The 12164-nt window shown below is 46.7% G+C and carries 10 protein-coding genes and 2 tRNA genes; 10 read left to right on the plus strand and 2 right to left on the minus strand.

Annotated elements, in window-relative coordinates; genetic code table 11:
* Positions 1 to 3 precede the first annotated feature (3 nt).
* The 8 genes from der (at position 4) to H8K29_RS15925 (ending at position 8221) form a co-directional block, all read left to right on the plus strand.
* A complete protein-coding gene (gene der / locus H8K29_RS15890) occupies positions 4 to 1344 on the plus strand; it encodes a ribosome biogenesis GTPase Der (protein WP_186898374.1) in 1341 nt (446 codons plus the stop codon).
* A 142-nt stretch (positions 1345 to 1486) separates the two neighbouring features.
* Positions 1487 to 1723 (plus strand): RNA chaperone Hfq, encoded by a 237-nt coding sequence (gene hfq / locus H8K29_RS15895; RefSeq protein ID WP_186883535.1) that lies wholly within the window; start codon positions 1487 to 1489, stop codon positions 1721 to 1723.
* A gap of 38 nt (positions 1724 to 1761) precedes the next feature.
* Positions 1762 to 2892, plus strand: coding sequence for a GTPase HflX (gene hflX / locus H8K29_RS15900; protein ID WP_186898427.1), 1131 nt, complete (start codon positions 1762 to 1764; stop codon positions 2890 to 2892).
* 30 nt (positions 2893 to 2922) lie between these two features.
* Positions 2923 to 4179 (plus strand): FtsH protease activity modulator HflK, encoded by a 1257-nt coding sequence (hflK, locus tag H8K29_RS15905; protein ID WP_186898375.1) that lies wholly within the window; start codon positions 2923 to 2925, stop codon positions 4177 to 4179.
* The gene (gene hflC, locus H8K29_RS15910) at positions 4179 to 5081 is read left to right on the plus strand and encodes a protease modulator HflC (RefSeq protein WP_186898376.1); all 903 of its coding nucleotides are present in this window, start codon (positions 4179 to 4181) and stop codon (positions 5079 to 5081) included. The genes hflK and hflC overlap by 1 nt, the downstream gene beginning before the upstream one ends.
* A 115-nt stretch (positions 5082 to 5196) precedes the next feature.
* The gene (locus H8K29_RS15915) at positions 5197 to 6348 is read left to right on the plus strand and encodes an ATP phosphoribosyltransferase regulatory subunit (RefSeq protein WP_186898377.1); all 1152 of its coding nucleotides are present in this window, start codon (positions 5197 to 5199) and stop codon (positions 6346 to 6348) included.
* Between the two features lie 3 nt (positions 6349 to 6351).
* Positions 6352 to 7665 carry an adenylosuccinate synthase gene (locus H8K29_RS15920; protein WP_186898378.1) on the plus strand — a complete coding sequence of 438 codons (1314 nt, stop codon included), beginning with the start codon at positions 6352 to 6354 and terminating at the stop codon, positions 7663 to 7665.
* A 13-nt stretch (positions 7666 to 7678) separates the two neighbouring features.
* Entirely contained in the window at positions 7679 to 8221 is a 543-nt protein-coding gene (locus tag H8K29_RS15925; protein ID WP_186898379.1) for a phosphoribosyltransferase, read from the plus strand.
* Between the two features lie 125 nt (positions 8222 to 8346).
* On the opposite strand, the gene H8K29_RS15930 is transcribed toward H8K29_RS15925, so the two are convergent.
* A tRNA-Leu gene (locus H8K29_RS15930) sits at positions 8347 to 8431 on the minus strand.
* Positions 8432 to 8591: 160 nt separating this feature from the next.
* Positions 8592 to 8676: transfer RNA gene (locus H8K29_RS15935), tRNA-Leu, on the minus strand.
* 156 nt (positions 8677 to 8832) lie between these two features.
* On the opposite strand from H8K29_RS15935, the gene rnr reads away from it, so the two are divergent.
* Both rnr and rlmB read left to right on the plus strand, forming a co-directional pair.
* The gene (gene rnr, locus H8K29_RS15940) at positions 8833 to 11310 is read left to right on the plus strand and encodes a ribonuclease R (protein WP_186898380.1); all 2478 of its coding nucleotides are present in this window, start codon (positions 8833 to 8835) and stop codon (positions 11308 to 11310) included.
* A 20-nt stretch (positions 11311 to 11330) separates the two neighbouring features.
* The gene (gene rlmB / locus H8K29_RS15945; RefSeq protein ID WP_186883528.1) at positions 11331 to 12074 is read left to right on the plus strand and encodes a 23S rRNA (guanosine(2251)-2'-O)-methyltransferase RlmB; all 744 of its coding nucleotides are present in this window, start codon (positions 11331 to 11333) and stop codon (positions 12072 to 12074) included.
* Positions 12075 to 12164: the final 90 nt, after the last annotated feature.

Below are 12164 nucleotides of genomic sequence, written 5' to 3' on the forward strand. Positions count from 1 at the left end.
TAAATGAAGCCGGTTATTGCACTTATAGGTCGACCAAATGTCGGCAAATCCACGCTGTTCAATCGGCTTACCCGTTCACGTGATGCCTTGGTGGCTGATTTGCCAGGGCTTACTCGTGATCGTCATTATGGCGAGGGACGTATTGGTGAGCGACCTTTTCTGGTAATTGATACTGGTGGCTTTGAGCCAGTAGCGAAAGAAGGTATCTTGCATGAGATGGCAAAGCAGACCAAGCAGGCAGTTGCTGAAGCTGATGTCATTATTTTTATCGTTGATGGACGTCAGGGTTTGACGCCGCACGACAAAACGATCACAGATTTTTTACGTAAGTCTGGTCGCTCGGTGATGTTGGTTGTCAATAAAGCCGAAGGTATGAAGTATTCTTCAGTAACAGCAGATTTTTACGAGCTTGGACTTGGTGATCCGTATGTGATCTCAGCCGCCCATGGGGATGGTGTCGTTGATCTTGTAGAAGAATCGCTCGATATTGCATTTGCACAGCGACCGCCAGAATCGGAGCTAGCTGAGGATGCGGTTAAAGGTATCCGGATTGCTATTGTTGGGCGCCCGAATGTCGGTAAGTCAACCTTGGTGAACACCTTGCTTGGCGAAGATCGTGTGATTGCCTTTGATATGCCAGGGACAACGCGGGATTCAATTGAGATTCCGTTTGAGAGGGATGGTAAGCATTATTCCTTAATCGATACTGCTGGTATTCGCCGGCGCGGTAAAGTTTTTGAGGCTATTGAGAAATTTTCAGTGGTCAAAACCCTGCAATCTGTTTCTGAAGCGAACGTGGTTCTTTTATTGCTGGATGCGCAGCAGGATATTTCTGAGCAAGACGCGCATATTGCTGGGTTCATTCTCGAGTCAGGCCGAGCCTTGGTTGTCGGTGTGAATAAATGGGATGGCTTGCAAAGCGATCGGCGAGATGAAATTAAAATGGACATTGAGCGGAAGTTGAATTTCCTCACCTTTGCAAAATTCCATTTCATTTCAGCCCTGAAATCGACAGGCATCGGCCCATTAATGAAGTCGATAGATTCTGCTTACGCTGCTGCGATGGCGAATTTATCAACGCCGAAATTGACTCGTGCTCTGATTGAGGCGGTTGAGCATCAGCAACCGAAGCGTAAAGGTTCGATCAGGCCAAAATTACGTTATGCTCACCAGGGCGGGCAAAATCCGCCTATCATTGTGATTCACGGTAATGCGCTGGACGCCGTCGGTGATGTATATAAACGTTATCTGGAGAAGCATTTCAGGGAAACGTTCTCATTGGTGGGAACTCCTTTGAGAATAGAAATGCGCTCCGGTAAAAATCCGTTTGATAAAACGAAGTAATTAGTTTTCACGGTTTTGTATGACGCAGTATTTCTGCGAATTGAACTAAAAAACATTACAGATATCTGTAATTTCGGATGGATTGCTTGAAAAATACAAGATAATCCCAAACTCCTGATCACAACAACACAATGGAGCTGTCATGAGCAACAAAGGGCAACTGTTACAAGACCCGTTTCTGAACGCGCTGCGTAAAGAACATATTCCAGTATCTATCTACCTGGTGAATGGTATTAAGTTACAGGGGCATATTGAATCTTTCGATCAGTATGTCGTGTTGCTGAGAAATACCGTCACGCAAATGGTATATAAACACGCTATCTCCACCGTTGTTCCTGCGCGCGCTGTGAGTATTAATTCTGAAGCTGAGGCTGAGTAATTTTTGGCTCCTGATAATTTGGATACATGTCTTTAAATATGCGCGCCGCTTTGGTCGGTGTTGATTTCGGCAAAGATGGTTTTGCTGATAGTCTTGAAGAGCTTTCACTGCTGGCACAGTCTGCCGGAGCGGATGTTGTAACGACAATCACCTGCAAAAGATCAGGGCCGGATGCCGCATTATTTATCGGCTCTGGCAAGGCTGATGAGGTGCTTGCTGCTGTTGCTGATTCTGAGCTTGATTTGGTCATTTTTAATCACGCTTTATCTCCGGCTCAACAAAGAAATCTTGAGCGTCGTCTCAAAACTCGCGTGATTGATCGTACTAGTCTCATTCTTGATATTTTTGCCCAGAGGGCGAAGAGTCACGAGGGAAAGGTTCAAGTCGAGTTGGCACAGCTGCAGCATCTTGCGACGCGCTTAATTCGTGGCTGGACTCACCTTGAGCGGCAAAAAGGTGGTATTGGTTTGCGCGGGCCGGGTGAGACTCAGTTAGAGACGGATCGGCGTCTTCTGGGAGAGCGAGTCAAAATGCTCAAGGCGAAGCTGGATAAGCTGCGTCAGCAGCGGGAAACTCAGCGGCGCTCACGTGATCGCAGTAAAACCTTTTCGGTTTCATTGGTCGGTTACACAAATGCTGGTAAGTCGACACTGTTTAATGCTCTGACGAAGGCTGGTGCCTACGCTGCAAATCAATTGTTTGCGACGTTGGATACGACATCTAGACGCCTCTATCTCGGTGAGGCTGGAAGTGTTGTTATCTCAGATACGGTTGGATTTATCCGTGAATTACCGCATCAACTGGTAGCGGCATTTCGTGCAACGCTTGAAGAGACTATTCACGCTGATTTGCTCGTGCACGTAGTTGATGCAAACAGCCCCGTCAGGACAGAGCAGATTTTTCAGGTCAATCAGGTCTTGAAAGAGATTGGCGCTGACCATATTCCGCAGTTGATTGTGTTTAATAAGATTGATCTGGCGGGTCTGGAACCATCAGTTGCCCTGAATGAATATGGTAAAATTGATCGGATTTTTTTGAGTGCCCGTACTGGCGTCGGACTAAGTCTGTTACGCGACGCAATCGCTGATTTCGCTTCTGTTAAAGCGCAACAAATGTCAGATGAAAAATTGACTTCTCAATTTGATGACGTTCGTTTTAATCTCCAGTAGTTCGAAAATTACTCATTGGATATCTAAAGAATGATTGGTTCATTTCTAAAAAAAATTGGTGTTACGTTATCGCTGAATGATCCTCAGTGGGGACGTGGATCAAAAAATAATCAGGATGGCAAGAAGTCACCGGAAACCCCTCCCGACCTCGATCAGGTCTGGAAAGATTTGAATCAGCGTTTATCCCGTTTCTTAGGGCAAAAAAACGGCGGCGGTGATGGCGGCGGATTTAATCCTGATTCATCCACTACCCGATTTGGTATCGGTGCGATTGCTTTTATTTTTGTTTTTGTATGGCTGGTGAGCGGTATTTTTATTGTCCAGGAAGGGCAGAATGCTGTTGTCACGACCTTTGGGAAGTATAGTCACGTGAATGGCGCTGGTATGAATTGGCGCTGGCCTTATCCGATTCAGAATCACGAAATTGTGAATGTGTCACAGGTACGTACTATCGAAGTCGGCTATCGTTCAAATGTGAAAAATAAGCAGGCACATGAATCCTTAATGCTGACTGATGACGAGAATATTGTCGATATCCAGTTCGCAGTTCAGTATAAATTGAAAAGTGCTGCTGAGTGGCTTTATAACAACCGGGATCAGGATGAAATGATCCGTCAGGTCGCAGAAACTGCGATCCGTGAAATTGTCGGTAAAAGTAAAATGGATTTCGTCCTTTACGAGGGGCGGGAAAAAGTCGCAATGGATGTTGGTGCACTGATGCAGCAGATACTGACCCGTTATAAGGCAGGCGTTCAGATCGCGAATATCACTATGCAAGGCGTTCAGCCACCGGAGCAGGTGCAGGCAGCATTCGATGACGCTGTAAAGGCGGGGCAGGATAAAGAGCGACAAAAAAATGAAGGTCAGGCTTATGCTAATGACGTGATTCCAAAAGCACGTGGCGAGGCATCCCGCACCTTGCAAGAGGCTGAAGGTTACAAATCACGAATTGTGGCGAATGCGGAGGGGAATGCCTCTCGCTTTAAGCAGGTATTGAGTGAGTATCAGAAGGCGCCTGCGGTGACGAGGGACCGGATGTATCTCGAAACAATGCAGCAGATTTTTACCAGTACGAGTAAAGTTTTGATGGATACAAAACAAAGCAACAACATGATCTATCTGCCGATTGATAAAATGATTTCCCAAGAAGCAAATAGTGTTAAACCAGCTGTTGTACAGTCTGTTGCTCCAACGACTGCAGAACAAATTCCATCTGTGGAGATGCGTTACAATAAAGATGGGCGTGCCAGAGATACTCGTGATTCACGTGACAGAGAGGTGCGCTGATGAATAAGCTGATTTCATTTTTTCTGGCTGTAATCGCAGCACTTTTAGTCGCCTATTCGACAATTTTTATTGTTGATCAGAAGTCGCATGCGATTGTGTTCGCGTTTGGAGAGGTCAAGTCGGTAATCAGCGAACCCGGCTTGCATTTCAAATTACCTCCGCCATTCCAAAACGTTTTGTTGCTTGATAAACGGATTCTGACGATTGATTCAGCTGAGGCAGATCGCTTCATTACAGCGGAAAAGAAAAACATTCTTGTCGATTCCTATGTTAAATGGCAGATTACTGAACCGAAGCTGTATTACGTGAGCTTCAGCGGTGATGAGCGCCGGGCAAAAGATCGCTTGTCTCAGATCGTAAAAGCGGCACTGAACGACGAAATTACAAAGCGGACTGTGCGTGAAGTGATTTCAGGCGAGCGCGGCAAAGTAATGGAGGCGATCAAAAGCAAAGTTACTGACGAAGCTAAACAAATTGGTGTTGATATTATCGATGTCCGTTTGAAGCGGGTTGATTATGTTGAGCAGATTAATAATTCGGTTTATGACCGCATGAAATCAGAGCGTTTGCGTGTTGCGAATGAGCTTCGCTCTACAGGTTCGGCTGAGTCGGAGAAAATCAGGGCTGACGCAGACCGGCAGAGAGTTGTGATACTTGCTGAGGCTTACCGTGAAGCTGAGCAAATGCGCGGTGAAGGTGATGCAGAGGCGTCGCGGATTTATGCGCAGGCATTTGGGCAAAATCCTGAGTTTTATAAGTTTTACAGAAGTCTGGAGGCTTACCGGGCCAGCTTCAAAACTAAGAGTGACGTCGTTGTCGTTGATCCTAGTTCTGAATTTTTCAAATATTTTAAAGCTCCCGGCAGTTCTGTTAATGGTGGCTCGGCAGTAAAGTCTAAGTAATACTTATATATTTTGATCAAACAGCGATCTACGCCAGCTTTGGCGCAGGTCGCTGTTTGCCGGATGAGCTCAATAAAGTTCATTCTCTCGTTTTCTTAATTTTTGATTGTTTTTCATGCCGAACTGGCTCTTACCAGAAAATATCGCTGATGTCTTGCCCTCTGAGGCTCGCAAGATTGAAGACTTGCGTCGTGTTTTTCTAGATCATTTCCGTTTGTATGGTTATGAATTAGTTATGCCTCCTTTGCTGGAATATATAGAATCACTCTTGACCGGTGCAGGTCAGGATATGAATCTACGTACTTTCAAACTGGTTGATCAGATATCTGGTCGTACGATGGGTGTGCGTGCAGACATGACTACTCAGGTGGCACGTATTGATGCCCATCTTTTAAACCGCAGTTCGGTGACTCGCCTATGCTACGCTGGCAACGTCTTGCACACTAAGCCATCAGGGTTACATGCAACGCGTGAACCGATTCAGATCGGTGCTGAAATATACGGACATGCAGGACTCGAGGCGGATGCAGAGATTCAGGAGCTGGTGATTGCCTGTTTAAGGCTGGCTGGCATTGAGCAAGTGCGCCTGGATTTGTGTCACGTGGGTGTGTTGCGTGCAATACTCGAAACAGATCCACTTGCGAAGCAACAAGAGAATATTTTGTTTGCGCTGTTAGAGTCCAAGGATATTCCGAGTATAAAAAGTGTCAGCGAAGGTTTTTCTCCTGAGGTCAGGCGTGCTTTGCAGGTCTTACCAACTTTGTATGGCGATGTATCTGTCATTGACCGGGCAAGAAAGGAGTTACCTAATCTGGGTGGCGTTATGTCTGCGTTATCTGAGCTTGAGTATCTTGCTAATCTGGTTGGTAACGACAAGGTAACGATAGATCTGGCAGACCTGCGGGGTTATCACTACCACAGTGGTGTTATGTTCAGTGCGTTTGTTCCAGGTTTGCCTAATGCCGTTGCGCGTGGTGGGCGTTACGATCACGTGGGTGAGGCTTTTGGGCGCTCCAGGCCTGCAACGGGTTTTTCTTTGGATTTACGCGAATTGGCACGTCTGATGCCTGTTGCCGAGAGAAAAGGGGCGATCCGTGCTCCTTGGAGTCGTGATGCAGGTTTGTTGTCGAAAATTGCAGCGTTACGTAGTGAAGGGGAGGTGGTGATTCAAAATCTCCCTGGGCATGAGAATGAACAAGATGAATTTGACTGCAATCGTGTGGTCGTATTCGATGGTGAACAATGGATTCTTCAAAATGTAGGTTGAGTAATGTCAAACAATAAAATTGCAAAAAATGTCGTTGTCATTGGTACCCAGTGGGGCGACGAGGGTAAGGGAAAGATTGTTGACTGGCTGACGGATCATGCTCAAGGTGTGGTTCGGTTTCAAGGTGGCCACAATGCAGGTCATACGCTGGTGATAGGTGGGCAAAAGACTGCGTTGCAATTAATTCCTTCTGGAATTATGCGTGAGGGTACGGCTTGTTATATCGGTAATGGCGTGGTTTTGTCCGTTCCAGATTTGTTGCGCGAGATCGATAAATTGCAGGCAAACGGCGTAGAGGTTGTTTCCCGTCTCAAAATCTCTGAGGCATGTCCGGTCATTCTTCCTTACCATGCCGCGTTGGATGCAGCTCGCGAGGCTGCTCGTGGGGCCGCCAAAATTGGCACCACAGGTAAAGGTATTGGTCCCGCCTACGAGGATAAGGTTGCGCGTCGTGCAATTCGTGTCGCTGATTTATTAAATGCAGAGCGTTTTGCTGAAAAGCTGAAGGAAAACCTGGATTATCACAACTTCGTGTTAACGAATTATCTCAAGGCGCCAGCGGTTGATTATCAGAAGACTCTGGATGACACGTTGGCTTTGGTTCCGCGTATTCGTCCTATGGTTACCGATGTTTCCAGTGCTTTGTATGCGGCGCACAAAGCTGGCGCAAGTCTTCTGTTTGAGGGCGCGCAGGGCAGCTTACTGGACGTTGATCATGGTACTTATCCTTTCGTTACGTCAAGTAATTGCGTCGCAGGCAATGCTGCTGCAGGTACGGGCGTTGGCCCAAATATGCTGCATTACATTCTTGGAATTACTAAGGCGTATACGACACGTGTTGGTTCAGGCCCATTTCCTTCCGAATTGCCGACGGATCAGGGTGTTGGTAAGCATTTGGCGAGTGTTGGGCATGAGTTTGGCACAGTAACTGGGCGTGCCCGTCGTTGTGGTTGGTTTGATGCTGCACTGTTGAAGCGATCTGTTCAGATTAATGGCATTTCTGGCATGTGTTTGACCAAGCTTGATGTGTTGGATGGTGTTGAAACTTTGAAGCTGTGTACTGGTTATAAACTGGGTGGAAAAATTGTTGATATTTTCCCGGTTGGTGCAGAAGAGGCGGCGATGTGCGAGGCCATCTATGAGGAAATGCCTGGTTGGTCTGAGTCAACTGTAGGTGCGAAGAGCATGGAAGCTTTGCCCGAAAATGCCCGCAATTACATCAAGCGCATAGAGGCGCTCGTCGGAGTGCCAGTTGATATGGTCTCTACCGGTCCTGACCGTGAGGAGACTATCGTATTGCGCCATCCGTTTATTTAAAGGAAAAATATAAATGAATACACCTGCTTCTACGGATAAGGATCTGTGGGTTTCTTGGGATGCTTACCATCGTTCAATTGAGCAGTTGGCGCTTAAAGTGCATGAGTCAGGCTGGAAGTTTGACCAGGTCTTGTGCCTTGCACGTGGCGGTTTGCGACCAGGTGATATTTTTTCCAGAATTTTCGACGTTCCTTTGGCAATTCTTTCGACAAGTTCTTATCGTGAGGATGCTGGTACTGTTCAAGGCTCTCTGGATATCGGCAAATATATCTCGATGACCAAGGGAGCTTTGCAAGGCCGTGTTTTGGTTGTTGACGACCTTGTTGATTCCGGTGTGACGCTTGAGCGTGTTCTACATCACTTGCGCGAAAATTTTCCAGCGGTAACGGATGTTAAGTCCGCGGTGATCTGGTATAAAGCTTGCTCTTCTGTCGCACCTGATTTTCATCTTGATTATCTGGCGACGAATCCATGGATTCATCAACCATTTGAAGAGTACGATAGTATCAGGCCGCATCAGTTAAGTGCTTGGCTGAAAAAAGGTGAGACGGCTTAATGGTGTGAAATAAAAACGGGAGTTATTTACTCCCGTTTTTATTTGGTTGATTGCTACGCTTAATTTTAGGATTAATTTTGAGCAAGAAAAAGCCCGTTGATAAAATCAACGGGCTTTCAGTAATTTGGTGCCCACGGAGGGACTCGAACCCCCACACCTTGCGGCACATGGACCTGAACCATGCGCGTCTACCAATTCCGCCACGTGGGCGACAGAAGGCGTAATTATAGAGTAATCAGGATTAATTTACTACGACTTTCAGTCGAAAATTTGAATTACTTTTTCGGGGGGGGGGGATGCGAGATCAGTGGACTTTGGAATTATGAAATAGAAAAAGCCCGTTGATAAAATCAACGGGCTTTCAATAATTTGGTGCCCACGGAGGGACTCGAACCCCCACACCTTGCGGCACATGGACCTGAACCATGCGCGTCTACCAATTCCGCCACGTGGGCGACAGAAGGCACTTATTATAGATTGTTTCGGTATTATGTCAAGACGTGAGCCTGATCGGATTAGAATAGTTAGCTAAATAACGTGCGCTCCGGTAAACTGTAACGATGTCTTGTATATTCGGGGCAAGATTTAACTTTTAGAGAAATTCACAACATTTGAATAAGCATTTATACACAATTCCGAGTCGCGAAGATATTTTAGGCGTTCTGCGTACAACTAAAGTAAAGCTGACGGCGAATGCTATTGCAGCGAAGTTAGGCGTAAAAACCGAGGAGCTTGATGGTATGACGCGACGATTAAACGCGATGGAACGCGACGGTCAGATTACATCAGATAAATCTGGAAATTTCGTGCTGGCGAATCAGGATAATTTTATTTCGGGTAAGGTCAGCAGCCATCGAGACGGTTACGGCTTCTTGATTCCTGAGGACGGCAGTGAAGATTTGTTTTTGCCTGAACGGGAAATGCAGAAGGTACTGCATGGTGATCGTGTGACAGCACGAGTTACAGGAACCGACAGACGTGGGCGTCTCGAAGGCAGCATTGTTGAAATACTGGAACGGGCAAATACGCATGTCATCGGACGTTTATTAAACGAAAATGGCGTCTGGATTGTCGCGCCGGAAGATAAGCGTTATAGCCAGGACATTTTACTCGCGGGCTCTCCCGGCAAAGCGAAAGCAGGACAGGTTGTCAGTATAGAGTTGACTGAGCAGCCAACTCGTTATGCACAAGCGGTTGGAAAAATTGTTGAGATTCTGGGAGATATCGATGACCCTGGAATGGAAATAGAAATTGCTGTCAGAAAATTTGGTGTTCCTCACGAGTTTTCGGACGCAGCAAAAAAAATGGCGTCCAAATTACCGTCTGAGGTGCTGGCTAAGGATCTGGAAAACAGGGTAGATTTGCGTGATATTCCGTTGGTCACGATTGATGGTGAAGATGCGCGTGATTTTGATGATGCGGTTTACTGTGAACCCGTAAAGATAGGGCGTAGCAATGGACATCGCCTGATTGTTGCTATTGCTGACGTCAGTCACTATGTGACGCCGAATGACGCGTTGGATGAGGATGCGTTGTTGCGTAGTACATCCGTTTATTTTCCACGTCGTGTTATTCCCATGTTGCCGGAAAAACTGTCTAACGGTCTGTGCTCACTGAATCCAGAGGTAGATCGATTGACGTTGGTTTGCGATATGGTGATAACACAAGATGGCGATATTAAAGCCTACCAGTTTTATCCAGCGGTAATTCATTCGGCAGCGCGTTTTACGTATACTGAGGTGGCTGAGATTCTCGGAAATACGAAAGGAACGGCCGCTGCCAAGCGCATGTTGCTGGTGCCACACCTGAGCAATTTATACGCAGTGTTTCAGTCATTATTGAAAGCCCGTCAAGCGCGCGGCGCGATTGATTTTGAAACCACGGAAACGTACATTATCTGTAATGCCGCGGGTAAGATAGAACGAATCGTTCCACGCACAAGAAATGACGCGCATAAGTTGATCGAAGAATGTATGTTGGCCGCCAATGTATGTGCTGCGAATTTACTCGAAACCTACAAGCATCCGGGTACGTACCGGATTCATGCCGGCCCGACTAAAGAGAAGTTAACGCAAGTCAGAAATTTTCTGAAACAAGTCGGCTTATTTCTTGGTGGTGGAGACAGCCCGTCGGCGTCTGATTATGCTGCGCTGATGGAAAAGGTAAAAGGACGACCGGACGCGCAGTTGTTGCAGACCATGCTACTGCGCTCTATGCAGCAAGCAGTCTATAGCCCAGACAACATAGGTCACTTTGGTTTGTCCTATGAGGCTTATGCGCATTTCACCAGCCCGATCCGACGTTATCCTGATTTGCTGACGCACAGAGCGATCAAAGCGGTTTTGCAAGGAAAGGTTTATGAGCCCAAAGGCATCAATCTGAGTTTGTTAAATACGACGATTTCAAATGCTGCGCGTAAGCAGCAGGTTGTGGATAAAGCAGCGGGTAAAAAGAAGCCGGAGAAAGATCTCACCATCTGGGACGCTTTGGGAACTCATTGTTCTGCAAATGAACGTCGCGCTGATGAAGCATCCAGAGATGTTGAAGCATGGTTGAAGTGCTACTTTATAAAAAATAAGCTGGGCGAAGAATTCACAGGCACGATTACCGGGGTTACGCAGTTTGGTATTTTTGTTCAGTTAGACGACATCTTTATTGAGGGCTTGGTTCATATCACCGAGCTTGGCGCTGATTACTTCCAGTTTGATGAAGCCAGACATGAGCTGCGCGGCGAACGTACCGGAAAGCGTTACCAGTTGACCGATAAGGTAAAAGTGCAGGTTAGTCGCGTAGATCTTGATGCACGCAAAATTGACTTGAGCCTGGTTCAAAATGTTGTCGGTAGTACGGTTGGTAATCGCGGATCAGGATCAGATAAGTCAAAAAGAAATACTCCGTCACTTCCTGCATCTGCAGGTAAAACGGTTTCAGGGGCAAGACGAGGATCAACCACTGAGTATGTGGAATTGGAACGCGCATCTTCAGGCGGTCGTCCTTCTAAATCATCCAAAAAATCTCCTGTAGTCGGAAAAAATAAATTGCCATCGAATGGTAAACCGGCAGGAAAAACTGCAAAAAGAAGACGTTAAGTTAATTAGTAAAGAGCAATATGAAAAGTAAAATGATTTTTGGTTTCCACGCAGTGACTTCCCGTATTCGTCACGAAGCGTCGTCGGTGGAAGAGATTTATGTTGATTCCGGACGTAGCGACCGGCGTATGCAGGAGTTGTTGCATGCAGCAAAATCTGCAGGTATCCGGGTTATTCCAGCAGATGATCAGCGCTTATCGAACATCGTTGGTACCCGTCGGCATCAAGGTGTCGTCGCAAAAGCAGGAGAGTTATCTCTGGCTCGCAATCTTGATGAGTTATTGGATGCGATTGATGGTCCGCCATTGTTATTGGTACTGGACGGAATTACTGATCCGCATAATCTTGGTGCTTGTTTGCGCGTTGCCGATGGTGTTGGTGCGCATGCCGTTATCGCACCAAAAGACCGGGCCGTAGGATTGAATGCGACTGCAGCAAAAGTTGCCAGTGGTGCGGCTGAAACTGTGCCCTATATCACTGTTACCAACCTTGCACGCACATTGAGAGAGTTGAAAGAGCGCGATATTTTGCTGGTGGGGACATCTGATGATGTCGATCAAACCATTTATGACGTGAATTTTACGGGTGGCAGTGCGCTGGTGATGGGCTCTGAAGGTGAGGGGATGCGCAGGCTGACCAGAGAGACCTGCGACGTTCTGGTTAGCGTACCCATGTTCGGTTCGGTTGAAAGCTTGAATGTTTCAGTGGCTTCAGGTGTTTGTTTGTACGAGGCGAGACGTCAACGCTTAATCAAAGCTGTTTAAAACCAAAATTGATCTTTAATACTATTTCAGTGCGCTTCGGCGCACTTTTTCTGAATAAGCTACTATCCTAGTCCGTCTATTTATTGCACT

This window comes from Undibacterium sp. CY21W (genome assembly GCF_014284265.1).
Taxonomy (GTDB): Bacteria; Pseudomonadota; Gammaproteobacteria; order Burkholderiales; family Burkholderiaceae_D; genus Undibacterium; species Undibacterium aquatile.

Bases quoted from the DNA above. Each gene is read 5' to 3' on its own strand.
- hflK (WP_186898375.1), top strand. From the start codon at position 2,923: ATGATTGGTTCATTTCTAAAAAAAATTGGTGTTACGTTATCGCTGAAT.
- hfq (WP_186883535.1), top strand. From the start codon at position 1,487: ATGAGCAACAAAGGGCAACTGTTACAAGACCCGTTTCTGAACGCGCTG.
- rlmB (WP_186883528.1), top strand. From the start codon at position 11,331: ATGAAAAGTAAAATGATTTTTGGTTTCCACGCAGTGACTTCCCGTATT.
- H8K29_RS15925 (WP_186898379.1), top strand. From the start codon at position 7,679: ATGAATACACCTGCTTCTACGGATAAGGATCTGTGGGTTTCTTGGGAT.
- hflX (WP_186898427.1), top strand. From the start codon at position 1,762: ATGCGCGCCGCTTTGGTCGGTGTTGATTTCGGCAAAGATGGTTTTGCT.
- hflC (WP_186898376.1), top strand. From the start codon at position 4,179: ATGAATAAGCTGATTTCATTTTTTCTGGCTGTAATCGCAGCACTTTTA.
- der (WP_186898374.1), top strand. From the start codon at position 4: ATGAAGCCGGTTATTGCACTTATAGGTCGACCAAATGTCGGCAAATCC.
- H8K29_RS15920 (WP_186898378.1), top strand. From the start codon at position 6,352: ATGTCAAACAATAAAATTGCAAAAAATGTCGTTGTCATTGGTACCCAG.
- H8K29_RS15915 (WP_186898377.1), top strand. From the start codon at position 5,197: ATGCCGAACTGGCTCTTACCAGAAAATATCGCTGATGTCTTGCCCTCT.